The organism is Raoultibacter timonensis (assembly GCF_022845715.1).
Taxonomy (GTDB): Bacteria; Actinomycetota; Coriobacteriia; order Coriobacteriales; family Eggerthellaceae; genus Raoultibacter; species Raoultibacter timonensis.
Genome location: NZ_AP025564.1, coordinates 3,045,135 through 3,070,247, shown reverse-complemented (window position 1 = coordinate 3,070,247; position 25,113 = coordinate 3,045,135). Strand labels below are relative to the sequence as shown.

The following is a 25,113-nucleotide window of genomic DNA, read 5'->3' as shown; positions in this document are numbered from 1 at the left end:
GATCATCATGCGGCGAGAAGCAGCGAAGACGGGACAGACGGCGTCGATTGAGCAACGAGGGGCCCTGATTGCGAAACGCGCGGCGGTAATCGCGGTCGCCGTTGCGGTGTTGGCTGCAACGCTTGCTTGGTCGGCGGTATACGGAAAAGACGCGTTTTCCCTGTTTACCGACGGCCAGCGATTGCAAGCGTGGGTCGACGAGCGCGGTGCTTTGGCTCCGGTCATCATGGTTCTGCTCGTGGTTGCCCAGGTGGTTGTTGCCGTCATTCCCGGCGAGCCGCTCGAGCTGGGGGCCGGTTATGCATTCGGGTTTTGGGAGGGGACCGCTCTCTGCCTTGCCGGCAGCCTGATCGGAACGGTCGTTGTCGTTGCTCTTACGCGGACCGCCGGCATGCGGGTTGTCGAGCTGTTCTTCTCTCGCGAAAAGATCGAGTCGATCTCATGGCTTCGCGCGTCGAAGCGATTCGAGCTCATCTTGTTCATCTGCTTTCTCGTTCCCGGCACGCCGAAGGACATCATGACCTATGTTGCGGGCCTTACGCCGTGCCGTCTGTCGCGCATTGCGGCCATCACGACCGTCGGCCGCATACCCTCTATCGTTTCGTCGACGCTCGCCTCGGCCTATGCTGCGCAAGGCGACTGGACGGCTACCGTTCTCGTCGCGGTTGTCACCCTCGTTTTGGTCGCCTGCGGCGCGGGGGCGTACGCGCTGATTGCGCGCCGGGAGAAGAATTCGGGCGGGACGGATGCCGTGCAGCCTTAACACACTCGAAACACGGCGCATATCCTTCTGAAACATAGCGCCCGTACACTCGTAGCACCACAGAATGCCGGCCCCGCACCTCGAGGCGTTCCGTCTGGGTTCGCAAACTCATCCGAGACGGCAGGTAGGGCGTTCGTCGGATGCTCGGTTGGCCGACGAACGCTCGCGGGCGGGGTACGCGTATTCACACGATGAAATGAGACGAGGTGTACAGCGCATGACCTTACGCGAAGGCGATATCAGGATTCCGTCCGGGTGCGCCATTGCGGGAATCATGGATAAAAGCGGCGGACTCCACGACGGGAGCGACATTCTGAAGTCCATCGCATTGATGCATGATCGCAGCAACGGCCTCGGTGGCGGGTTCGCCGCATACGGCATCTACCCTGCGTATCGGGATCTCTACGCGTTCCACATCATGTACGAGAGCAAAGAGGCGCGAAGCGAAACCGAAGCGTATCTCGATGGGTACTTCATCAGCGAGAAGCAGGAGCGCATTCCCACCGAAGCGGTGCGGGGCATCCAGGATCCGCCCGACATCTGGCGCTACTTCGTTGCGCCTCATCCGGTCAAGCTCAATATGAGCGGACTCGACGAAGCCGAATACACGATGCAGCATGTGTTTCGCATCAACGCTTCGATCCTCGGAGCTTTTGTAGCCTCGTCGGGCAAGAACATGGGAGCGTTCAAGGGGGTGGGCTATCCCGAAGACATCGGCGAGTTCTACCGCATCTGCGATTACAAGGCGTGGCTGTGGACCGCGCATGGCCGCTTTCCCACGAACACGCCCGGATGGTGGGGCGGGGCGCATCCGTTTACGCTGCTCAACTGGTCGATCGTGCACAACGGCGAAATATCGAGCTACGATGCCAACCGCCGCTACGTCGAGCAGTTCGGATACGATTGTACGCTCATGACCGACACCGAGGTCATCACCTACATCTTCGACCTGCTCATCCGCCGTCACGGGTTTTCGCAGGAGACGGCGGCCCGCATCATGTGCGCGCCTCTGTGGGACGAGATCGACCGCATGGAGCCCGAGCGGGCGGCGTACGAGACGGCGCTTCGATGCGTGTATTCGAGCGCGCTTGTGAACGGCCCCATGTCGGTCATCCTCGGCTCCGACGAAGGCTTGCTTGCTTTGAACGACCGCCTGAAGCTGCGTGCCCTTATGGCGGGCGAGAAGGGAAGCATGGTCTACCTCGCCAGCGAGCAGGCGGCGATCGAGATCGTATGCCCCGGCGTGGAGAACGTCGCTCCCATCGACGGAGGCGTGCCGTACGTGGTGCAGCTCGACGAAGTGGCTGCGCGCAAGGCGCAGGAATCGTGCGAGAACATCCCGGCGAAAGACCGGCTCCAAGAGCATTTGACCGGCGTTCTGCCGGCATCGAGCAAGGGGGTGCTCCGCCATGCTTGATTGCCTGCTTCCCCGCTACAAAGTGCTGCGCGACTCCGAGGCGTGCGTTGAGTGCGGCGTATGCGAGCGCTCGTGCGCCAACGGGGTCCACCATGCCGACGAAAAGAACGGCCGTTTGAGCGCCGATCACGCCAAGTGCGTGAACTGCCAGCGCTGCGTGGTCATGTGCCCGACCCTGGCTCTCGCCGTAACCGCGTGGCCCCAGGTGGGCAATGGGTCGAACAACTGGACGCTCGGCGTTATGCAGGATATCGCCAAACAGGCGCAAACCGGTGCGGTGCTCCTTTCGTCGATGGGAAACCCGCAGCATTATCCCATCTACTGGGATCATCTGCTGCTCAACGCGAGCCAGGTGACGAACCCGTCCATCGATCCGTTGCGCGAGCCGATGGAGACCCGCGTGTTTCTCGGAAGCCGCCCCGATAAGCTCGTGGTCAACGAGCGCGAACACGCGGTGGTTACCCGCATGCCTCCGCAGCTCAAGCTCGATATCCCCGTGATGTTCTCGGCTATGAGCTTCGGCTCGATATCCTTGAACGCGCAGAAATCGCTTGCGATGGCAGCCGTTGAGCTCGGCACGTACTTCAATACCGGCGAGGGCGGATTGCACAAGGATCTCGAGCGGTACGGCGACCACGCGATCGTGCAGGTGGCGTCGGGGCGCTTCGGCGTCGACATGCACTACCTCAATGCCGGCTCCATGATCGAAATCAAGATCGGCCAGGGGGCCAAGCCGGGCATCGGCGGGCATCTTCCCGGCGAGAAGATCAACGAGGAGGTCTCGCAGACCCGCATGATTCCGCAGGGAACCGATGCCATATCCCCCGCTCCGCACCACGACATCTACTCGATCGAGGACCTGCGCCAGCTTGTATTCTCGCTTAAGGAGGCCACGCGGTATACGGTGCCGGTTGCCGTCAAGATCGCAGCCGTCCACAACGTTGCGGCCATTGCGAGCGGTATCGCCCGCGCGGGCGCCGATGTGATCGTGCTCGACGGTTTTCGCGGCGGTACGGGCGCAGCGCCCGCGCGCATCCGCGACAACGTGGGCATCCCCATCGAACTCGCTCTTGCGGCGGTCGATCAGCGGTTGCGCGACGAAGGCATTCGCTCGAAGGTGAGCCTTGTTGCCGGCGGCTCCATCCGTTCGTCGGCCGACGTGGTTCGTGCGGTCGCCCTCGGAGCCGATGCGGTGTACAGCGCCACGGCGGCGCTCGTCGCCCTCGGGTGCCACCAGTGCCAGGACTGTGCAAGCGGCAGGTGCAACTGGGGTATCGCGACGCAGCGTCCCGATCTCGTGCGCCGTCTGAACCCGGAAATCGGCGCCGAGCGCGTGGTGAACCTCATGCGGGCGTGGAACCGCGAGATCGAGGAGATGATGGGCGGCATGGGCATCAACGCCATCGACAGCCTGCGCGGAAACCGGTTGATGCTGAGGGCGGTGGGCTTGAACGATAAGGAGCTCGAAATCCTCGGCGTGAGATATGCGGGGAGTTGATCGCATGAATAAGATAGGGACAGTGTGCGCAACGGGCAGCCCGGCCGAGTCCGCTGCGTGTTCGGTGACCCTTGGAACCGAACATTTTACCGAGGCGAACGCGCTTGTGCGCGAGGCGCTCGAGCGGGCGGATACCGTTGAGATTCGCGAGGCGTTCGCGCAACGCTATCTGGGGTGCGGGATGCCCAGCGGCAAGACGCTTCTGATTCATGGCGTTCCCGGTAACGATATGGCGTGCTATATGGACGGCGGCGCTATCGAGGTTTTCGGCAACGCGCAGGATCAGATCGGCAACACGATGAACGGCGGCAGCATCGTCGTCCATGGACGTTGCGGCGACGCTGCCGGCTACGGCATGCGCGGAGGCACGATATTCGTGCGCGATGGCTGCGGATGGCGCGTGGGCATTCATATGAAGCAGTTCGAGGGCAGATGCCCCATCATCGTTATCGGCGGCGATGCGGGGAGCTTCCTCGGGGAATACATGGCGGGCGGCATTATCGTGCTTTTGGGAAAGCCGGGAAGCTACCTTGCGACGGGCATGCATGGCGGCGTCATCTACATGAAACACGAACTCGCGTGCGCCGATGTTCCGAGGGGGCTTGTCCAAGAGCCGATCGACGAGGCCGACGAAGCCGTTGTCGGACGCCTGCTTATCGAGTACAACGAGCATTTCTCGCACGATCTCGGCGGGTCGGTCGATGCGAGCGCAACGGGTTTCTTTCGCTTGCGGCCCGCCTCGTCGAGGCCGTACGCAAGCATGTACGCCAATTGATTCGCGTCGCACGATCGTGCGCGCGATGGTATGACCCGCTGCCTTGTACGGGGGCCGCGCGGTCGGGGGCCGGGCTGTATCTGTGGCAGTCCGGCCCTTTTGCGTATCGAGTCGTTTGATGCCCCGTTGCCAGCCGCCTTGGCGGGCTGCCGACGAGGCTACCGTGCGAAACACCGATGCGCAGCTGGTTTCGGCTGCATGAAAAAAGCGAGCCGCAGGGGCTCGCTTTCGTATCCAACGCTGTTTGCGCGAGGGTTAGTCGGCGCACTCGACAAGCGTGATCTCGAAGTTGAGATCTTTGCCGGCGAGTTCGTGGTTCATATCGAACGTGGCAACGCCGTCGGTGATGTCCTTCACGAACACGGGGAAAGGCTGTCCTCCAGGACCCTGCATGTAGATGGTCTGGCCGACGGGCAGCTGGTCGCCGTTGGGGATCTGGGAGACGGGAATCTTTTGGATCAGCTCTTCGTTGTACTCGCCGTAGGCTTCTGCAGCGGGGATGTGGACGGTCTTGGTCTCGCCGACAGCGAGGTCTTTGACGGCGGCATCGAAGCCAGGGATCATCTGACCCACCATGCAGGTGAACTCGATGGGCTCGCCGCGGTCCACGGAGGAATCGAACTTGGTTCCATCGTCAAGCGTTCCGGTGTAGTGGACCTTGACCTTTTTGCCTTCGTTGCTCATAAAAGAGCTCCTTTCAAAAGAAAACAGTGGATTCAGTCTAACCGAACAGGTAAGCCCAGCCTGGCCGCAACGACGAAGCGGCGCAGCTTCGTCACAATTTCGTTGATTGGGATCGACGAAGACGTCGGCGGATGCTCGTCTCCGATTCCGGATCGGCGCGAAGGGCTCCGATCGTCAAAGGGGCAAGACGGTATTGCGGATGCGGGGCTTGCCTGAAAACCGGCGCGATTGCCCCGCCGCGGTTGCCGCCGCGTCGGGCCTCGCTAGCACCGATCGAGGTCGGTTACCGCGAGCAGGGTGATGGTGAAGTTGAGCGCTTTCGCGATGGCGTCGTGGTTCGTGTCGAACACGGCTTTCTCGTCGGTTACCTCGATGACGCGTGCGGGGAAGGTTTGCCCGGTGGGATCTTCGAGGTTGACCATCTCGCCAACGGGAAGCTTGAGATCGCTCGGAATCTTTCCGCGAGGGATCTCGATGATGCGCTCGTCGGATCGCTCTTCGTACGCCTCGTCGGCGGAGACGCGCACCGATCGCGTTTCCCCTGTTTTCATTGAACGCACGGTTTCCACGAATGCGGGCGGCATCCATCCGTCGATGCAGGGAAACTCGATCGGGGGGTCGGTCTGGTCGATGAACACGTGTCCGTCGTCGAACGTGCCCACGTACGAGACCCTTACCATTTTGTTGCTGTTGTCCATGATGCATCCTCGCTTGACGGCGGTAGCCGCTTCGGCTGTTCGATCGGGTCGGCAATCGCCGCCATCGACTAATCCTCTTCGAGGAACCATTCGATATGGCCGCATCGAGCGCAAATGAGGATCGTTGCGTTGCGGTTCGCCCAGTCGAGCCCGAGGAATGTCAGCCCCGCAGTGTTGAGCTGGGCCGTGCTCTTTTCGAACCTCTTCGAGCCGCAGTGCGAGCACTCGACGATCCTGTCTGCAACTTCGTAGCTTGCTCCGCCTTCGATAGGCGGTTCGTTCGAGCTGTTCTCGGATCCCATGATGCCCCCTTGATTGCCGATGCCTTCGGTTGGCTGCATGTCGATGACGCTTGGCCGCAATCGTACCCGTGTGGCGCTATGCCCATGATACGCTATGATGCTGTCGGTCTTGGCGAAAACGTCGGTTTACGGCCTCTCTTGCCGAAATGCGTCGAACATGTCCAAAAGCTCCATTTTCGTATGGATGCCCATCTTCTTGTAAATGTTGTACGTGTGCGTTTTCACGGTACCCGTGGCGATGAAGAGGTTCTGGGAAATGTACTGCGTCGTGCGGCCTTTCAGAAGCGGGTCGAGCACGTCGATCTCCCTTTTCGAGAGCTGCCATGATTTTCCGAATTGCCGAATGCACTCGTCGGGGGTCTGGCTCGGATTGTTGTTCTGCGCGAGCTTTTCTTCGAAACCCCTCTCTTCCGCTATGCCGCTGAGGGAAAACACCTCCTTTTCGGTGAATACCAACGTCGATGCCACGACGGTCACGACGGCGCCGATGCCGACGACGAACGCGATCGGGGACACGAAGGGCGGCAGCGTGGTTGTTGCCATGCCGATGAGCCAACCCGACAGCATGCCCGCCGTTATGGCGAAGCGGGCGATGCCGAAGGTCCGCAGCGGGGGAAGATCGTTCATCTTGATCGCATTGCAGTAGTCGTTGAGAATCAGTATTTCGAAAGCCAGGTAGGCCGTCATGATGAATATGTCTGCAACGATGAACGCGTTGTGCTCGGCGAAGAGGAGCACCGCGAGGCCGATGGAGAAGGCGAGGGGGACGAAGCGGTAGAAGTAGTATATCCCCCGTGCTTTCTTCTTCGAATTGAAAATCAGCGCGATGGCCAAGCCCAGCCCGATGCAGCACGGCGCTTCGATGTAGGGTCCCGCGACCGCACCGCTGAACCCGTTGCATACGGCAGTGCTCGTGACCATGCCGAACAGTATGGCGTATAGGCCGAGCGCTGCGGTCATTCTGGTTATGTAGGGAAAGATGGGCGCTTCCCTGTGGCCGTTCGGTCTCATTTCGCTGAGGATGGCACCCGATTCCCCCGATTCGTGCTCGTACAGCTTGTTCGAGAAGATAAACGTGATGCCGGATAGCACGGGGAGCGCAACGGCGCATGCGCGCGCAGCCTCTAATCCCGCCCACGTTATGCAAACGAAGAGGATCGAGCCCATGGCGTACGAAAGCGTCATGTACAAAGCGGTCTCACCGAGCTTCATGTGGCCGAAGAAGCTGAGCCAAAGCATGAAGATGGACGCATCGGCACACGCTACGAGGGCGATCGTCAGCGGCGAGGCGCCGAAGGCGATCAGGAGCACGGAAGCCAGGGGGCCGACAACGCTTCCCATGCAGAGGAGAAACATGCGCCCTGTGACGGAAGAGAGCCAGGCAGAAAAAACGATGATGAGCGCGATGCCCGCCAGCCGGAAGAGCAGCTCCATTGCCTCGAGGGGGTATACGAGTTGCGAAGCGCCTTCGAGAACGGGTGTCGGCGATACGCCAACGAGAAACAACCAAGCCCAATAGAAGCCGAATCCAAGCATGCGGATAGGAAAAAGCGTTTCAGTCTTCATGATTCCCCCTGACAAGATCAGTCGACTGCGATATCCGGTGACCTAAGCGGTCTGCCCCCTTGTTTAGTGTAGAGGGTTGAGGGTTCTCGCAACATAAACCAATAGTCGTAAAGATTCTTTCTGTCCTTTGGATGATTTGAAAAACAAGTCGTCGCACTTACGATTTCGCACGAAGCGTATCGGTTCGCAGAACGTGGATACGCATTGCATGACGAGAGAGGATGAGTGCTTATGGGCATTGAAACGAGAGGCGAAACCGTTTATCGGGGCATTGCGTGGTCGGCGTTTGCGTGCAGTGCGAACACGGCGGCTGTTGACGTCAAAGATGGGAAGATCATCCGTATTCGACCGCTCCATTATGACGAAGTTTCCACCGAAGAGCAACGCAAACCGTGGCGCATCGAAGCGCGCGGCAAGGTATTCGAGCCCGGTAAGAAGACGCTGCTGCCCCCGCTGTCGCTAACGTACAAGAAGCGCATCTACTCCCCGAACAGGGTTCTGTTTCCCATGAAGCGCGTGGATTGGGATCCGAACGGCGAGCGCAATCCCCAGAACCGCGGTCTTTCCAAGTACGAGCGAATCAGCTGGGACGAAGCCACCACCCTCATCGCATCCGAGATCAAGCGCATCCACGATACGTACGGGCCTTTGGCTATCATGTGCCAGGCTGACGGTCACGGGGAGACGAAGGTCGTGCATGCTCCTCACGGTGCGCAGGCGATGATGCTCGAACTGTGCGGCGGATACACGCTGCAGGCGCGCCAGCCCGACAGCTGGGAGGGCTGGTACTGGGGCGCCAAGCACATGTGGGGCATGGACCCGGTGGGGATGCAGGTCAACCAGAGGAATCTGTACAAAGACGTGTGCGAGCATGGCGATGCGGTTCTGTATTGGGGCTGCGACCTCGAGACTACGCCGTGGGGTTGGGGCGGCCAGCAGCCGAGCCGCATGGCGTACTTCCTGGAGGAGCTGGGCTTGAAATCCTTCTTCGTTTCACCTGACCTGAACTATACGGGCGCCTGTCATAAGGGAAAGTGGATTCCCGTGCTCCCCAACACCGATGCGGCACTGCAGCTGGCCATTGCGTATGTATGGATCACCGAGGGAACCTACTACAAAGAATACGTCGAGAGCCACACGGTCGGCTTCGATTGGTTCGAGTACTACGTGCTCGGCAACGAGGACGGCGTGCCGAAGACGCCGAAATGGGCTGAGGAGAAGTGCGGCGTGCCATCGTACACCATCAAGGCCTTCGCCCGCTACTGGGCCAAGCACGCCGTTTCGATCGCCCATGCGGACGGCGGCGGCATGATTCGCTCGCCGTTCTCGCACGAGCCCGCGCGACTCGAGATCGTTCTTTTGGCAATGCAGGGCCTGGGCAGGCCCGGTACGGGGCAGCTGCATATGATCGAGTTCGGGCAGTTCGGCTTCGACGAGTGGAACCCCATGCCCCGCTCCGAGAAGTACTTCGAGGTGCCGGGCGCCTACCACGGCTGGATGGAGACCATCGGACGGCAGAACTTCTTCCCGAAGACCATGACGCCGCAGGCGCTGACGCTTCCCGAAGGCGAGAAGCTGCGGTGGTACGGCCACGTCGTGTGCACCGCGCCCCGCGCCGATCAGTTCGTTCCGTTCGAGTTCCCCGCTGACGGCGCGCCGATGATCCATATGGTGGTTTCCGATTCCCCCAGCTGGACGACCTGCTGGAACGGCGGCTACTCCATGCAGGAAGCCTTGCGCAACGAACGCGTCGAAACCATCGTGATGCAGCACCCGTGGTTCGAGAACGATACGGCGTTCGCCGACATCATATTGCCGGTGAACACCATGTTCGAAGAGAAAGACGTGGCGGTCGACAACTGGTCGGGCCAGTTCAACATGATGTACATCCAGGACGACTGCATCGAGCCTTTGGGCGAATCGAAATCAGACTACGAGTGCGCCATCGAGGTTGCCAAGAAGCTGGAGCGCTACGGCGGGTCCTACGAGAACCTGGTGCAGCGCTATACGCAGGGCAAGACCGTCGACGAGTGGATCGAAGCCGGGTTCGAGAGCGCGCAGGCCGACAGCTTGATGACGTACGACGAGTTCGCAGAGAAGAAGATGTGCCTTGCGCCCACGGCGGACGGCTGGGAAGACGATCCGGTGGCTTTGAGGGCGTGGTACGACGATCCGGCATCCCAGCCCCTTTCGACTCCGACCCGGAAAATCGAAATCTACTCCACCGGGTTGGCGGAGCACTTTCCCGATGACACCGAACGGCCCATCGTTCCCCATTGGATCGAGGAGACCGAGGAGCACAAGGAGCGCATATCGAGCGACCGGGCTGTGAACTACCCCTTCCTCATGGTGACGAACCATCCCCGATGGCGCGTTCACTCCGAGCACGACGATGTCACCTGGATGCGCGAGATCCGCACGTGCAAGGTCGAGGGGCCCGATGGATACCTGTACGAGCCCGTTTGGATGAATCCCGTCGATGCGGGCAAGCTGGGCCTCGAAGACGGCGACGTGGTGCGCGTGTACAACGAGCGCGGAAGCGTTCTCGGTGGTATGTACGTCAACGAGAGGATCATGCCCGGGGCGGTGTACCAGGACCATGGGGCCCGCGTCGATCCGATTGTGACCGGGAAGTGCGGGCTCGACCGAGGCGGCGCCAACAACCTCATCTGCCCGACGGCCACCACGTCGAAAAACGCTGCCGGGGAGGCGACGAACGGCTTTTTGGTGAACGTCGAGAAGGTCGACGTGTTCTCCCTGGCCGAAGAGTACCCCGAGCAGTTCGGCCGCGAGTACGACCCGTCCGACGGCTTGCGGGTTTCCGCCTGGCTGGTCGACGGCCAATAGGGCATGCTTTGGCGCGGCGGACGCCGTTCGATTCGACGCCGCGTCGTGCAGCGCGATTCCACTGCGAAGAAAACGGAGAAGAGCATGAAGGTATTTGTATTTGATCTCGACGCGTGCAACGGGTGCCACAACTGCCAGGTTGCGTGCAAAGACGAGCACTGCGCTACGAATTGGCTTCCCTATGCAGAGGAGCAGCCCGATACCGGGCAGTTCTGGTGCAAGGTGGACGAGGAGGTGTGCGGAAGGGTTCCGCACGTCCGCGTGAACTACCTGCCCCATCTGTGTAACCATTGCGATAACGCACCCTGCATAGCCGCAGCTCCCGAGGCGGTATACAAACGCGAGGACGGTATCGTGATCATCGATCCCCGAGCTGCCCACGATCCCGAAGCGCTTGTCGCCTCATGCCCGTACGGCGCCATCTTCTGGAACAAGGAGTTGGGGATAGCGCAGAAGTGCACGGGATGCGCGCATCTGCTCGACGACGGGTGGGCCGAGCCGCGGTGCGTCGACTCCTGCTGCACGGGAGCCTTGCGGTTTGGGAGCGAGGAAGACTTCGCCGAGGAAATCGCTCGTGCCGAAGTACTGATCCCCGAAGCGGGTACCGCCCCGCGCGTGTACTACCTGAACAAACCGAAGCGCTTCATCGCCGCAACCATCGTTGATATCGAGGCCGATGAAGTGGTCGAGGATGCGATGGTCACCCTGCAGCGCATCATCGACGACGAAGTGGTTGCCGAGGTTCGAACCGACGAGCTCGGCGATGTGTGGCTCGAAAACCTTGAGCCGGACCGATACCGCATGCGGGTGAGCAAGGAAGGGTATCTGGATCTGCACCAGGAGTTCGACTTGTCCGAAAAGGACCGATCCGTCCCTGAAATGCGCTTCTATCGGGTTCCTGCTGCGGTTTAGACACCGCGGCTCTCATAGGGCGGCCCAATCGACTGCGGTCGATGCCCGAAGCGGGGATGCGAACAGCGGATCGGGCCGCATCGAATCGTTTACGCAAGGAGGTTTTTATGGGTAAGAACACAGGGGAGAAAAAGAAAGGGGCCCTCAAGCGGGGCTACGGGATGAACGAGGTTCCGCGGGCGGGTGAGCTCGGCGCTTTCGGCTTGCAGCACGCGCTGCTGATCCTGTTCCAGACGCTGCCCGCTCCGCTTTTGATAGCGGGCGGATTGGGGCTGGGGCCGGTCGAGACTTCGATTTTGATTGCATCGGCTCTGTTCGTCAGCGGCATCTGCACGTTCGTGCAGAGCTTCGGCGTCGGTCCTTTGGGAGCCAAGATCCCTATGGTCATGGTGGGCAGCTTCGTGTTCATCGCGCCCGCGCTGCTGATCATCCCCCAAGCGGGATTCGGCGGCTACATGGGGGCGTGCATCGTCGCGGCAATCATATGCGGCATCGTGTTCGTGCTCTTCTCCGATTGGCTCAAGGTGATCTTCCCCTCGTTCATCTCAGGTGCGGTTCTGCTCGTTTTGGGGACGGGCCTTATCGGCAACGCGCTTGCGAATTGCGCGGGCGGCAGCGGCGCTGCGACGTTCGGTGATCCGATCAACCTCGCCTTGGCCGCGGTAACCTTCCTCATCACGCTCGTTTTGAGCATTTTCGGAAAAGGGTTCATCCAGGGTGCCGCGCCGCTGATCGGCATGGCGGCGGGCTTCGTTGTTGCGATCTTTCTCGGCATGGTCGATTTCACGTCGGTTTCGGAGGCTGCCTGGTTCGGCCTTCCTCAGCCGCTGCACTGGGGCATATCGTTCCCCCTCGACGCGTGCCTGGTCATGACGCTCATCGCCGTCTGCGGTGTCGTTGAGATACTCGGTACGACCGCAGCGACCACCACGGTTGCCGACAATCGCATGGCGACTCCCGGCGAAACGAAGAAAACCGTGCTTACCCAGGCCGTTACGAGCGTGTTCGCGGGCATCTTCAATGCGGTGCCCACCATTTCCGGCAGTGCGAACATCGGCCTCATGGATGTCACCCGCGTATTCACGCGCTTTGCGGTATCCGTTGCGGGGGTTCTGGTCCTGCTGATGGGGCTGTGCCCGAAGCTGTCCGCGATCTTCTCGGTCATCCCGAACCCCGTTTTCGGCGGCGCGGTGCTCATGCTGTTCGGCTCCATCCTCGTCAACGGCATGAAGATCATCATGGATTCCGAGCAGACCTCGCGCACGCAGACCATTCTTGCGGTGTCGCTTGCCGTCGGCATCGGTTTCAACTCGGTGGCAGGAGCGCTCGATCAGTTCCCGTTCTGGGTGTCGACCATGCTCTGCGGCGTGCCGGGCACCGCGTTCGTTGCGGTGATCCTCAACGTCATCCTGCCCGGACGCAATCTGAAGAAGCAGTCGGTGTACGAGTATGCGGCATCTCTGGGCGAAGCGGATCTGCCCGCCGATGTCGAGCCCTCCGCGGGCATGAAGGCCGCCGAGGCTCTGCCTGACGATGCGGGCGGAGCGGCGGTGGCGGCCGATTACGTGCCCGACGATTCTGATTCGCGCAAGATCTGATCTCGCTCGCTGGGTGCGGTTCGTACTGTGCAAACGGAGCTGCACCCAGCGATCGGACCGCAGGCGGAAACTTTGTTGACCCTGGGTTTCGGTCCTGCCGATCCGATAGTCTATCGGTGCCTCAAAGCCCTTTGTCCCACCTTCAGGTGCTCGAGGCGCAACTTCAATCGGTCTTATCGAATCGATTGCTAAGGGGGAGTCCAATGAAATCGCAAGGATACGGGATGAACGAGCGCCCCCCGGTGCATGAGCTTGTCCCGTTCGGCATACAGCATGCGCTTCTGGTTGCTTTCCAGGCGCTGCCTGCGCCGTTGCTTATAGCTGCGGGGTTGGGATTCGATCCCGCCCAAACAACCATCCTCGTTGCCTGCGCTCTGTTCGTGGCGGGCATATCCACTCTCGTCCAGACGCTCGGTATCGGATCGGTTGGCGGCAAGCTGCCGATCGCTATGGTATGCAGCATCGTGTTCGTCTCGCCGGCGCTCGTGATCGCGCCGCAGGTCGGTTACGCGGGCTATGTCGGGGCCTGCCTCGTGGGCAGCATCGTGTGCGGCGTGGTTTTCGTTGTTTTTTCGGATAAGCTGAAGATACTTGTACCATCGTTCGTGTCGGGGGCGGTGGTGTTCGTCTTGGGGACCACGCTTCTCGGCGTTGCCCTGGCTTACTGTGCCGGTGGGTCGGGAAGCGTCGATTTCGGAGATCCGGCAAACTATCTGCTTGCGGGGTTGACGCTGATCACCGTTTTGATTTTCAACGTGTTCGGCAAAGGGTTCCTGCACGGAGCGGCCCCGCTTATCGGCCTTGCGGTGGGCTTTGCCGTAGCAGCCGTTATGGGTCGAGTCGACTTTGCCCCTGTTGTCGAAGCGGCATGGTTCGCCTTTCCCGAGCCGCTGCATTGGGGAATCGAGTTTCCGATCGAGGCGTGCATAACGATCGCATTCCTCGCCATCTGCGGCATAGCTGAACTCTTGGGGGATACGTCGGCGACCACGATGATAGCCGAAAAACGGATGCCCACAAAGAGGGAGACCCGCGGTGCGATATTCACGCAAGCTGTCACGAGTGCGTTCTCTGCGGTGTTCAACAACGGGCCGACTATTTCGGCGAGTGCGGATGTGGGCCTTTTGGGTATCACGAAGGTGTACAGCCGTTACGTTGTCGCTTTTGCCGGTGGCATCATGATACTGGCCGGTTTGTGCCCCAAGGTCAGCGCGCTGTGCTCCGTCATCCCCACTCCGGTGTTCGGAGGCGCGGTGATCTTGACGTTCGGGATCGTGATGGTAAGCGGCATGCAGATTATCATGAGGGAGAAACCCGATGCCAGAACGGTAACCATTCTGGCCGTTTCCCTTGCGGTCGGCCTGGGCTTCAACGCCCAGCCCGAAGCTTTGGCGGGTTTTCCTCTGTGGGTCTCCATGTTTCTGAGCGGCGTTCCCGGCACGGCGCTCACGGCCGTTGCCCTGAATCTGCTCCTCCCTGGAAGGAAGGGCCGGAAGGGAGATGCAGGGCAGTAGGCGAAACTGCGCATGATGGACATGGCAGGGTAGGCTCATGCGAGTGGCATGGTTGAGCGAAGGCGGGCGGCTGCCTGAGCGGGCGAGTCGTCCGCCTTCGCGCTAGCCGCGCTCTGCCAGATCGGCGAGGGTCACGCGGTCGGCGACGAGGCGTGCGAGCGGATCGAGGTAGTGCCGCTCGCTTTCTGCCAATCCTCTCCGTGCGATGGCGACCATCCGGTCGGCAAGATCGGCTACGGGGCGGCCGTATACTTCGGCAACGTACCCGCGTGCCATGAGCGCTTCTTTGGCGGCGTCGATGTCGGCTCCGCTGACGCCCCCGAACAGCGCATCGAGCGCGTCAAGCGTTTCTTGGGTGGCGAACAGGCCTTTGACGAGCCCGGCGTAGGCGATCGCATAGGGGATGGGCAAAGCGTCGGCCGGCCTGATCTCGATGTAGGTTTTCAACCGCACGTCGTTGAAGAACATGGAAACGGCGTGCTCGACGTCGCTCACGTCCATGACGGTATCGGCGTACAGCTCGCCGAACGTCTTCTCCGAATAACACCATCCGTGCTTTGCGCACGATACGAGGATCGCCGGGGTGTCGAGCACGTACTCGGCGTAGGCGCGCATGTCGAAGCCTTCGTCCATGACGCCGGGCACGAGGCCGCAGCGGTCGGGATCGCAGTACTTCCAGATCTCGGTTCTCATAAGTTTGTGCGGGCGCCGCTTGCCCTCGAACACGGGGGAGTTGTCGCATATGAGCGAGAAGACGGGTACGAGCGCATAGGCGAGGCGCAGCTTGCGCAGGCAATCTTCGGTCGACGCGTAGTCGATCGACACCTGGGTGGATGCGCTTCCCCGCATCATGCGCGGCCCCCAGGGGCTGATCTCGCCCAGGTAGAGGTTCATGAACTTGTAGCGGCGTTTCGGGATGAGCTCGAGATCCTCGGCGCGGGCCGTCGGATGGTAGCCGATGGTCAATGCCTCGAGGCCGACGGGCGAGAGGATGTCTTCCAGACGGTCCTCGAAGGCGAGAAAGCACGCTTCGGCGCTTTCGAGGCTCTTGAACGGCCCGGCGGAAAGCTCGAGCTGCGCGGCGGGTTCGAGGGTGACGGCTTCGCTTTTGCGGCTCACGCCGAGCAGATCGCCGTCCTCGGCGAACGTCGCCTCGGGGTAGTCTCGGTGAAGCTGTTCGAGCAGCCAATGCACGCCGTGCCCCTCGCTGTAGGATACGGGCTCTTCGCCCGCCGCCTTGACGATCGTATGCTCGAGCTCGATGCCGATTTCCCCGGTCACCGGCTTGATACCGCTCTCGTAGTACGCGACGATTGCGGCTATGTTCTGCTCACGTGCGGGCTGCGAACCGAGGTCTGCGCAGGCGGTCGGAACGGGCCGCTCTACCGCCGATTGCGTGGCTGTAGTATTCATGTAGTGAACTCCTGAAACCGTTTCGGTAGCTTTCCATGGTAATTGATTTGTGTACAATACTCCTTCGGCAGGGAAAACCTGTAGCGATTCTGAAACCAAACACATTTTTCGCTGAAAGCAAGGCGCAATGGATTTCCATATCACCAAGCGAACAGCACTTCTGCTGTTCTTCGATATAGCGGCGACGTATGCCGCTTACTGGCTTGCGTCGCTTCTGACCGATGTCGTCGGCGAGGTGTTTTACAACAACGAAATCTACTTCATGCTGGGCATCCTCGCGCTCATCAACGTGCTCGTGCTCGGCGTATTCCACCTGTACAACAACCTTTGGGAGTATGCGAGCGTCGACGAGGCGATCCAGATCGTGCTCGCCGTCGCCCTCTCCACGCTGGTGGGGGCCGTGTTCCTCTGGATCATCGACGTTCGCCTTCCCATCCGCGTGTTCTTCGTCGCCCTGTTCCTGCTCATCTTCTTCTGCGGGGGCATGCGCATGGTCTACCGTGTTGCACGGCGCAAGAAACGTGCATTCACCAGGCCCGAGCAAGCCTGCGACAGGCCCCGCACGCTCATCGTGGGCGCGGGCGAAACCGGCTCGCTCACCATCGATCGCATGGCGAGCAAGGATCCGCTCATGCCGGGCATCCCGCTTGCAGCCGTGGACGACGATCCCTCGAAACGGGGATTGCGCATCCACGGCGTGAAGGTCGAGGGCACGAGCGACGACATCCTCGAACTCGTCGACAAGTACGATATCGAGCAGATCGTCGTTGCCATCCCCTCCTCGACGCTCGAGGAGCGCAAGCGCATCTTCGGGATATGCACCAAGACCGACTGCAAGCTGCGTACGCTTCCGAACATCCGCGAGCTGCGCATCGACGAGCTCGGAGACGTGTCGCTGCGCGATGTCGACGTGGCCGATCTCCTGGGCCGCGAGGAAATCGTGCTCAACACGCGCACGGTTTCGGGCTATATCGCAGGCGAGACGGTGCTCGTCACGGGCGGCGGCGGATCGATCGGCAGCGAGCTTGCCCGACAGCTTTGCAAGGTGGCTCCTGCGCGCATCGTCATCTTCGACATCTACGAGAACGACGCCTACATGCTGAGAAACGAGCTTCTGGCCGAATACGACGATATCGAGATCGATATCGAGATCGGCAGCGTCTGCGACGCCGCCCGCATCAACGAGGTGTTCGAAAAATATCGGCCGGGCGCGGTGTTCCATGCCGCCGCTCACAAGCATGTGCCGCTCATGGAGATATGCCCGCGCGAGGCGATGCAGAACAACGTGTTCGGCACGCTCAACACGGTTCGGGCGGCCGATGCGTACGGGGTTGCCCGCTTCATCTTCATCTCCACCGACAAGGCCGTGAATCCCACTTCGGTCATGGGGGCGACCAAGCGCCTCGGCGAGATGGTCGTCCAATACTACGCCCGTACGTCGAAGACCGTGTTCTCGGCGGTTCGCTTCGGCAACGTGCTCGGCTCGAACGGCAGCGTCATCCCCGTGTTCAAGCGCCAGATCGCTGCGGGCGGTCCGGTGACGGTCACCCATCCCGATATCGAACGCTACTTCATGACCATCCCCGAGGCGTCGCGGCTCGTCATCCAGGCGGGCGGCCTTGCCAAGGGCGGGGAGATATTCATCCTCGACATGGGCGAGCCGGTGAAGATCGTCGATCTGGCCAAGAGCCTCATTCAACTTTCGGGGCTTACGCCCGACGTCGATATCGAGATCACCTTCACGGGTTTGCGCGAGGGGGAGAAGCTCTACGAGGAGCTTTTGATGGACGAGGAATCCACGCTGCCCACCACCAATTCCTCGATCATGATCTCCACCGGTCAGGAGATCAGCTACGACGAGGTTGCCGCAAAGCTCGACGAGGTCGAAGCGGCGATCGCGAAGACCGACGACGAAGCGATTGCGATTCTCGAAGCGGCCGTTCCCACCTACACCCATACGACGAACCGAGGGTAGGCCGCCCGGGCAACCGTGCGGCCTGTTTTCTACGTGCGATCGCTGCCGGTGGCCTTTCGGCGGTGCCTGCCGCGTCGCTCGCTGCGAAGCGAATCGGCTGTTTGCGCGTCTCGATCGCCGAGTGCGGAGGTCGGGCATCGTTACCGAATCATGACTTTTCGCGAACGAGTTCGCTCGTTTCCTTGCAAAACGAGCTGTACTTACCGTAGGATAGATGGCACGAAACACGCAGGTTTAAGGCATGAGCCGAGGAGCAGACATGACGATAAAAACGGGCATTGTTGGGGCGGCCGGATTCGCCGGCATCGAGCTCGTGCGGCTCCTGGGCGAGCATCCTTCGTTCGAAGTGGGCGTCGTCACCTCCGATTCGCTTGCCGGAACGCCGGTGTCGGATCTGTACCCCGCGCTCGACGGCCATACCGATCTCGTCTTCGAGAAGCACGGCGTCGATGCGCTCGAAGGATGCGATGCGGTCTTTCTCGCCGTGCCCCATACCGCAGCTATGTCGCAGGTGCCCGCGCTTCTCGAGGCGGGCATTTCCGTTTTCGATCTGTCGGCCGATTACCGGCTCAAAGACGCCGCCGTGTACAAGCGATGGTACGCCACCGAGCACACCTCGCCCGAGCTGCTCGAAAAGGCTGCGTTCGGCTTGCCTGAACTGTTCGCATCGGAGCTTGCACGTGCGGCAGCCGAGCGGGAGGCGGGCGCGGCTGCGCTCGTCGCATGCGCCGGCTGCTATCCGACGGCCACTTCGCTTGCGGCGTACCCCGCCATCCATGCGGGGCTTGTCGACGGGACGGTTATCGTCGATGCCGTATCGGGGGTGACGGGCGCTGGCAAGAAGGCGACGGAGCGGACGCATTTCTGCTTCGCGAACGAAAGCATCGAGGCCTACGGCGTCGGAACGCACCGCCATACGCCCGAAATCGAGCAGATCCTCGGACTCGAGGGCAAAGTCGTGTTCACGCCGCATCTGGCCCCGCTCAACCGCGGCATCCTCTCGACGGTGTATTTGCCGCTTTCCGCCGAGCATGCGGGCGAAACGTCGCTTGAAGCGATCCGCGACCTCTACACCGAATTTTATGCGGAAGATGCGTTCGTCCGCGTGCTTCCGCTCGGAACGATGCCGAAAACGGGATCGGTTGCGGGCAGCAACGCCTGCCACATCGGCCTCGCTCTTTCGGCTGCGGGCGATATGCTCATCGCGGTCGGCGCGATCGACAACCTCTGCAAAGGCGCCGCTGGCCAGGCCGTTCAGTGCGCGAACATCGTATTCGGACTCCCGGAGACGACGGGGCTTACGGCTCCGGCGCTTCCGGTTTAGCTTTGAAGAAAGGTTGCGGTATGGAACAGGGATGCATCAGGCTCGATCCGCCTCCGAATCTCACCGTCGTGGCAGACGGGGGAGTGGCGAGCGCGCACGGGTTTGCGGCCTGCGGCGTGCATGCGGGCATCCGCAGAAACCGCGACGAGCTCGATCTGGCGCTTGTCGTTGCCGACGAGCCGTGCGCGGCAGCGGGCATGTTCACGCAGAACGTGTTCTGCTCGGCGCCGGTTACCGTGTCGCGCGAACATCTCGACGGCGTGTCGTACGGCACCGCCCGCGCGGTGCTCGTCAACTCCGGCAACGCCAACGCGGCGACGGGCGACATCGGTCTGGCGAACGCGCGCGAAACGGCCCGCATGGCCGCCGATGCCATCGGCTGTACCGAAGACGAGGTGCTCGTCGCTTCGACGGGCGTGATCGGCGTTCATCTGCCCCTCGCTCCGTTCGAAGACCATCTCGGCGAGGCGGCTCACGCGCTTTCGGGGGCCGGCGGCCACGATGCAGCTTGCGCGATCATGACCACCGACACGTTTCCCAAGGAATACGCGGTGACCTACGAAAGCGGTGCTTTGGGGTTCGAGGGCATGCGCGTGACGATCGGCGGCATGGTGAAGGGTTCGGGCATGATCATGCCCAACATGGCCACGATGATCGCCGTCGTCACCACCGATGCGCCGATCGCGCCCGAGGCGGCGCACAGAGCGCTCAGGCAGGCGGTCGCCGTAAGCTTCAACAAGGTGACCGTCGATTCCGATACCTCCACCAACGATTCGTGCTTCTTGCTGGCGAGCGGCAAAGCCCCGGGCGCTCCGGGTTCCCTCATTGTCGATCGGGATCCTGCGTATTTCGAGTTTGCCGATGCGCTCGGGCACGTCTGCACGACGCTTGCGCGCGATATGGCCTGCGACGGGGAGGGGGCAACGCGCCTCATCACCGTCGAGGTGCGTGGTGCCGCGAGCGATGAGGATGCCGACTTGGCCGCTCGCGCCGTTGCCAACTCGCCGCTCGTGAAGACGGCGGTGTTCGGCCACGATGCCAACTGGGGCCGCATCGCGATGGCCATCGGCAAATCGGGCGCGGCGTTTCGCCAGGAAGACGTCTCGATCGACATCATGGGCATCGCCGTATGCCGCGGCGGCCTCACCGTCGAGTTCGACGAAGACGAGGCGCTGAAGCGTTTTGAAAACCCCGAGATCGTCCTTTCGGTCGATCTCGGTGCAGGCGAAGGTTCCGCCACGATGTGGACCTGCGACCTTACGCATGACTACGTGACGATCAACGGAGACTATCGAACATGAAGTACGCAAAGGACACCCGTCCCAAACCCGTATCCAGCAGAACCGCCGAGGTCCTCGTCGAGGCGCTGCCCTGGATCAAGAACATCACCGGCAAGACCGTCGTCATCAAGTACGGCGGATCGGCGATGGTCGACGGCCAGCTGCGCACCGATGTCATGAACGACATCGTCCTGCTGAAGATCATCGGCATCAACCCTGTCATCATCCACGGCGGCGGCCTTGCCATCACCGAGGCGATGAACCGGTTCAACATACCCGTGGAGTTCAAAGACGGTCAGCGCGTGACCACCGAGGAGGCCATGGAAGTCGTACGCATGGTGCTCATGGGCAAGGTGAACCAGGAGCTCGTCGAGGCGATGAACGAGCACGGCAACCTCGCCGTGGGCGTGAGCGGCGCCGATGCGGGTACGATCATGGCGGAGCAGAAGTCGCCCGAGCTCGGACGGGTGGGGCGCATCTCGCGCATCAATTCGGGGTATCTCGAAGACCTCATCAACGCCGATTACATCCCCGTCGTCGCATCCATCGCGATGGGCGAGGAAGGCGGTTACTACAATGTGAACGCCGATTTGGTGGCGGGCCACATCGCCGCGGCCATCGGGGCGCACAAGATCGTGTTCCTGACCGATGTCGACGGGCTCTACGAGGATTTCGACAACAAGGATTCGCTCATTTCGAACCTCACGATGTTCGAAGCGCAGTACATGGTTGAGAACAACGTCGTTTCGACGGGCATGATCCCGAAGCTTCAATCGTGCATCGCGGCGCTCGAGGCGGGGGTGTTCCGCGCCCATATCATCAACGGCACGACGCCGCATGCGCTTCTGCTCGAGCTGCTGACGAACACCGGGGTCGGCACCACCTTGCACAGTACGGAAGAGTCGTGCAGGTTCGATGCCCATCCGCTCGGCAACTTCGCGGCAAAGCTCATCGAGAACCGTCAGCGGCCGACCCTCATGAGCGATTCGAACGATCGATAGCGTTGGTTCGACGACGGCTGCGCCGCAGACGGCTGCGCCGCAGACGGCTGCGCCGCGGTTCGAAAGACAAGGTAATCCTTCAGGGAAGAAGGCGGATAGCTATGAGTTTGGCAGAACAGAAGACCCTCGAGTCGACGTACCTCATGAGCACGTACGCACGCAAGCCGATCGAGCTTGTGCGCGGCGAGGGCATGCGCGTGTTCGACGACGAGGGGCGCGCGTACCTCGATTTCGTGTCGGGGGTAGGCGCTGTGAGCCTCGGACATTGCCATCCGGCGGTGACGGATGCGGTTGCGGCACAGGCGGCGCAACTCATCCATGTGAGCAATTACTACTATATCGAGGGGCGCGGCCAGGTTGCCGAGCTTTTGTCCGGTTTGCTCAACGCGTGCACCGAAGAAGAGCATCCGTCCCCTTGGCAGAGCTTTTTCGCCAATTCGGGTGCCGAGGCCAACGAGTGCGCCATCAAGCTCGCCCGCCTGTGGGCCAAAAAGCACAAGGGAGGCGCCCAGACCATCGTGACGCTCGATCGGGGCTTCCACGGCAGGACGCTCGCCACGTTGGCCGCTACGGCGCAACCGGCCAAGCAGGAGGCGTTCAAACCCCTGCCGGCGGGGTTCGTCCACACCGTCCAAAACGACATTGCAGCGCTCGAGGCCCTGTTCGCCGAGCGGGGCGACGATATCTGCGCGGTTATGCTCGAATGCGTGCAGGGTGAAAGCGGCGTGCATCCGTGCACCGAGGGATACCTGCATGCGGTACGCGATTTGACGAACCAGCACAAAGCGTTGCTCATCTGCGATGAGATCCAGTGCGGTATGTACCGTTGCGGCACGTATCCGTTCGGGTTCCAGCACTTCGGCATCATGCCCGATATCGTGACCGTCGCCAAGGGCGTCGCCTCGGGTTTCCCGACCGGTATGTGCGCGGCGCGAAGCGACGTTGCGGCGGCGTTCGAGCCGGGCGACCACGGGTCGACGTTCGGGGGGAGTTGCTTGGCCGTCGCCGCCGCCAGGGCGACGATCGAGACGCTTGGCGAGATCGATGCGGCGGCAAACGCCGAAGAGGTGGGCGCGTATTTGCGCGAGCGGCTGTCGTCGCTGCCCCACGTCGGGGAGGTGCGCGGTCTGGGACTTATGTGCGCATGCGATTTCGATGGGTCGGTCGATGCGGGCGCGCTGACGATCGCCGGGCTGGAAGAGGGCCTTCTACTCAATTCCACCGGACCGCATACGTTGAGGTTTTTACCTCCCCTTGTCTGCGCGAAAGGCGATGTAGATGCGCTTATCGAGCGTCTGAGCAGGCTCTTATCTTAATCGGGGGATTCGTTGCGGACGAGAGCCGACGGTGTTTGACGAGAAACTTATGCATCTTTTGAAATTCTTATCGCACTTGCAGGCTTTTTACGTTAAGATAACCTGCATAAATTGCAAGGGTTTGTGCAGTTTTCTGCATATGCCCAGCAAAATGGTAGACCGTATGTGTTTTACTGCTCGAGTGAAGGACTGAAAGCGCCTACATGAGAAAGCGGCAACAGAGGCATGACGTCATTCGCGATATCATTCGCGAACACAACGTCAAAACACAGCGCGATCTGGCCGAACAGCTGCAAGCTGCCGGGTATGATTGCACTCAAGCCACTATATCCCGCGACATCATGGACATGGGGCTCGTCAAGTCTCGGGAAGGATTTTATGTTCTTCCTGAAGAGATGCGGTTGCAACGTATGGTCTCGGAACTAGTCGAGGAAGTACACTTAGCCGGTAATATGGTAGTTGTGAAGACATACTCAGGTGGAGCAGCAGGCGTCTCAGCCGCGCTCGATAAGGCAGCCCTTAAGGGCGCCCTGGGTACCGTTGCCGGCGACAACACCATCATGATTGCCACACCGACCCCCGAAGCTGCTTCGGATGTAGCGGGCGCAATCAACCGACTGCGACGACGTTAGTCGTCTATTTTCTTTTGGGGACGTATGCGCCCCTACCCTCATCCCCGCTCTACACTTGTGAGCCCGACCAGGACCTAAGCCTGCCCGGTCGGCGGCGATCCGCACAGCAGGATCGCTGAGTAGGTAAACCTGTACGAAAAACCGTATGCGTTGCCCAAAATCCCAAGGGAGCGGCCCGCCGCAAGGCATTCTCGGCTCATCAGACAAGGTAACAAGCCAGCAAGGAAGGAACTAAACAATGGCTAAGGATAAAGTTGTACTCGCGTATTCCGGTGGACTCGACACGTCGGTTTGTCTCAAGTGGCTCCAGGATGAGAAGAACCTCGACGTTATCGCGGTGGTCGGCGATGTGGGGCAGGAGCATGACGGCCTCGAAGAGATCAAAGAGAAGGCCCTCGCCCTCGGCGTGCTCGATTGCCTGATCGTCGACATGAGGGAAACGTTCGTTAACGAGTATCTGAGCAAGGCCCTCTATGCGAACGCCATGTACGAGAACAAGTACCCGCTCCTTTCGGCGCTCTCGAGACCGGCCATCTCCAAGCATCTGGTCGACGCCGCCCACAAGTACGGTGCGAAGTACATTGCCCACGGTTGCACCGGCAAGGGCAACGATCAGGTGAGGTTCGAGGCTTCCATCATGATGCTCGATCCCTCGATCGAGATCATCGCGCCCGTCCGGGAATGGGATCTCAAAACCAGGCCCGAAGAGATCGACTGGGCGTTGGCCCATGGCGTACCGGTTCCGGCCACGAAGGACAATCCGTATTCCATCGACGACAACCTGTGGGGCCGGGCCATCGAGTGCGGCGTGCTCGAAGACCCGTGGGCCGAGCCGCCGTCGGACATCTACACCATGACGGTCGATCCGCAAGACGCTCCCGACGAGCCCGAGTACGTGGAGATCAAGTTCTCCAAGGGCATCCCGTACGCCCTGAACGACAAGCAGATGAGCTTCATGGGCGTTATCCTCGAACTCAACAAGATCGCCGGCGCGAACGGCTTCGGCCGGATCGACATGATCGAGAACAGACTCGTCGGCGTGAAGAGCAGGGAATGCTACGAGGTTCCCGGGGCGCTCGCCCTCATCGAAGCGCATAAGGCGCTCGAGGACCTGTGCCTCGAGAGGGAAGTGCTGCACTACAAGCTCGGTATCGAGCAGAGCTGGGCGACCGCTGTCTACAACGGCTTGTGGTTCTCGCCGCTCAAAGAGGCGCTCGATGCGTTCCTCGCTTCTACCCAGCAATGCCTCTCGGGCACCGTGAAGGTGAAGTTCTACAAGGGATCCTGCACGGTTGTCGGACGGAAGAGCGCCTATTCTCTCTACGATTACGCGCTTGCTACCTACGATGCCGACGATGCGTTCGATCACGGTGCGGCCAAGGGCTTTATCGACCTGCATACGCTTTCGGCCAAGACCTGGGCTTCCAATCGGAGGCAAGAAGGCGCGCCCGCCGATGTGTTCAGCGCCGAGAAGGCTCAGGGGCCGCTCAAAAAAGGCAAGTACGATGCGGTGACCGAGATCGTGAAAGAAGACGACCACTCCGACATCGTCGAAGAGGCCGAGCAGGCAATGTACGGCACCGCGGTGAAGGCGTAAG

General features: G+C 61.1%; 20 protein-coding genes. 15 read left to right on the top strand and 5 right to left on the bottom strand.

Going from position 1 to position 25,113, the window contains the following annotated elements:
• Positions 1 to 7: 7 nt before the first annotated feature.
• The 4 genes from MWL89_RS12545 (at position 8) to MWL89_RS12530 (ending at position 4,453) form a co-directional block, all read left to right on the top strand.
• Positions 8 to 763, top strand: a complete 756-nt coding sequence (locus MWL89_RS12545) for a TVP38/TMEM64 family protein (RefSeq protein WP_244386387.1) — start codon at positions 8 to 10, stop codon at positions 761 to 763.
• A 217-nt stretch (positions 764 to 980) separates the two neighbouring features.
• Positions 981 to 2,180 (top strand): class II glutamine amidotransferase, encoded by a 1,200-nt coding sequence (locus MWL89_RS12540; protein ID WP_244386385.1) that lies wholly within the window; start codon positions 981 to 983, stop codon positions 2,178 to 2,180.
• Positions 2,173 to 3,678, top strand: a complete 1,506-nt coding sequence (locus MWL89_RS12535; RefSeq protein WP_244386383.1) for a glutamate synthase-related protein — start codon at positions 2,173 to 2,175, stop codon at positions 3,676 to 3,678. The genes MWL89_RS12540 and MWL89_RS12535 overlap by 8 nt, the downstream gene beginning before the upstream one ends.
• A gap of 4 nt (positions 3,679 to 3,682) precedes the next feature.
• Positions 3,683 to 4,453 (top strand): GltB/FmdC/FwdC-like GXGXG domain-containing protein, encoded by a 771-nt coding sequence (locus MWL89_RS12530; RefSeq protein ID WP_244386381.1) that lies wholly within the window; start codon positions 3,683 to 3,685, stop codon positions 4,451 to 4,453.
• A 255-nt stretch (positions 4,454 to 4,708) separates the two neighbouring features.
• On the opposite strand, the gene MWL89_RS12525 is transcribed toward MWL89_RS12530, so the two are convergent.
• The 4 genes from MWL89_RS12525 to MWL89_RS12510 all read right to left on the bottom strand — a co-directional run bounded on the left by MWL89_RS12525 (position 4,709) and on the right by MWL89_RS12510 (position 7,703).
• A complete protein-coding gene (locus tag MWL89_RS12525; RefSeq protein ID WP_102379685.1) occupies positions 4,709 to 5,137 on the bottom strand; it encodes an FKBP-type peptidyl-prolyl cis-trans isomerase in 429 nt (142 codons plus the stop codon).
• 263 nt (positions 5,138 to 5,400) lie between these two features.
• Entirely contained in the window at positions 5,401 to 5,835 is a 435-nt protein-coding gene (locus MWL89_RS12520; protein ID WP_244386379.1) for an FKBP-type peptidyl-prolyl cis-trans isomerase, read from the bottom strand.
• A gap of 68 nt (positions 5,836 to 5,903) precedes the next feature.
• The gene (locus tag MWL89_RS12515) at positions 5,904 to 6,137 is read right to left on the bottom strand and encodes a zinc ribbon domain-containing protein (RefSeq protein WP_244386377.1); all 234 of its coding nucleotides are present in this window, start codon (positions 6,135 to 6,137) and stop codon (positions 5,904 to 5,906) included.
• Between the two features lie 126 nt (positions 6,138 to 6,263).
• A complete protein-coding gene (locus tag MWL89_RS12510) occupies positions 6,264 to 7,703 on the bottom strand; it encodes a LuxR family transcriptional regulator (RefSeq protein WP_244386375.1) in 1,440 nt (479 codons plus the stop codon).
• A 231-nt stretch (positions 7,704 to 7,934) separates the two neighbouring features.
• Between MWL89_RS12510 and MWL89_RS12505 the strand changes: the two genes are divergently transcribed.
• The 4 genes from MWL89_RS12505 to MWL89_RS12490 all read left to right on the top strand — a co-directional run bounded on the left by MWL89_RS12505 (position 7,935) and on the right by MWL89_RS12490 (position 14,574).
• Entirely contained in the window at positions 7,935 to 10,550 is a 2,616-nt protein-coding gene (locus MWL89_RS12505; RefSeq protein WP_244386373.1) for a molybdopterin-dependent oxidoreductase, read from the top strand.
• Between the two features lie 84 nt (positions 10,551 to 10,634).
• A complete protein-coding gene (locus MWL89_RS12500; protein ID WP_244386371.1) occupies positions 10,635 to 11,462 on the top strand; it encodes a 4Fe-4S dicluster domain-containing protein in 828 nt (275 codons plus the stop codon).
• Between the two features lie 107 nt (positions 11,463 to 11,569).
• Positions 11,570 to 13,060, top strand: a complete 1,491-nt coding sequence (locus MWL89_RS12495) for a uracil-xanthine permease family protein (RefSeq protein WP_102379681.1) — start codon at positions 11,570 to 11,572, stop codon at positions 13,058 to 13,060.
• A gap of 203 nt (positions 13,061 to 13,263) precedes the next feature.
• Positions 13,264 to 14,574 carry a uracil-xanthine permease family protein gene (locus tag MWL89_RS12490; RefSeq protein WP_244386369.1) on the top strand — a complete coding sequence of 437 codons (1,311 nt, stop codon included), beginning with the start codon at positions 13,264 to 13,266 and terminating at the stop codon, positions 14,572 to 14,574.
• A 102-nt stretch (positions 14,575 to 14,676) separates the two neighbouring features.
• Here the strand turns inward: MWL89_RS12490 and MWL89_RS12485 are convergent, their stop codons facing one another.
• Complete coding sequence (locus MWL89_RS12485; RefSeq protein WP_244386366.1) at positions 14,677 to 15,987, bottom strand: glutamate-cysteine ligase family protein; 1,311 nt, start codon at positions 15,985 to 15,987, stop codon at positions 14,677 to 14,679.
• Between the two features lie 127 nt (positions 15,988 to 16,114).
• Here MWL89_RS12485 and MWL89_RS12480 point away from each other — a divergent pair, with 127 nt between their 5' ends.
• The 7 genes from MWL89_RS12480 to MWL89_RS12450 all read left to right on the top strand — a co-directional run bounded on the left by MWL89_RS12480 (position 16,115) and on the right by MWL89_RS12450 (position 25,112).
• Positions 16,115 to 17,962: a nucleoside-diphosphate sugar epimerase/dehydratase gene (locus tag MWL89_RS12480; protein ID WP_102379678.1), complete on the top strand. Its 1,848-nt coding sequence runs from the start codon at positions 16,115 to 16,117 to the stop codon at positions 17,960 to 17,962.
• A gap of 259 nt (positions 17,963 to 18,221) precedes the next feature.
• On the top strand, positions 18,222 to 19,286 hold the full coding sequence (gene argC, locus MWL89_RS12475; protein WP_244386362.1) for an N-acetyl-gamma-glutamyl-phosphate reductase: 1,065 nt from the start codon (positions 18,222 to 18,224) through the stop codon (positions 19,284 to 19,286).
• Between the two features lie 20 nt (positions 19,287 to 19,306).
• The gene (gene argJ, locus MWL89_RS12470) at positions 19,307 to 20,587 is read left to right on the top strand and encodes a bifunctional glutamate N-acetyltransferase/amino-acid acetyltransferase ArgJ (protein WP_244386360.1); all 1,281 of its coding nucleotides are present in this window, start codon (positions 19,307 to 19,309) and stop codon (positions 20,585 to 20,587) included.
• Positions 20,584 to 21,567, top strand: coding sequence for an acetylglutamate kinase (argB, locus tag MWL89_RS12465; protein ID WP_102379675.1), 984 nt, complete (start codon positions 20,584 to 20,586; stop codon positions 21,565 to 21,567). Before argJ ends, argB begins: the two co-directional genes overlap by 4 nt.
• Positions 21,568 to 21,668: 101 nt before the next feature.
• Positions 21,669 to 22,883 carry an aspartate aminotransferase family protein gene (locus tag MWL89_RS12460; RefSeq protein ID WP_244386357.1) on the top strand — a complete coding sequence of 405 codons (1,215 nt, stop codon included), beginning with the start codon at positions 21,669 to 21,671 and terminating at the stop codon, positions 22,881 to 22,883.
• A gap of 203 nt (positions 22,884 to 23,086) precedes the next feature.
• Positions 23,087 to 23,515, top strand: a complete 429-nt coding sequence (locus MWL89_RS12455) for an arginine repressor (protein ID WP_102379673.1) — start codon at positions 23,087 to 23,089, stop codon at positions 23,513 to 23,515.
• 238 nt (positions 23,516 to 23,753) lie between these two features.
• Positions 23,754 to 25,112 carry an argininosuccinate synthase gene (locus tag MWL89_RS12450; protein WP_244386354.1) on the top strand — a complete coding sequence of 453 codons (1,359 nt, stop codon included), beginning with the start codon at positions 23,754 to 23,756 and terminating at the stop codon, positions 25,110 to 25,112.
• Position 25,113 lies beyond the last annotated feature (1 nt).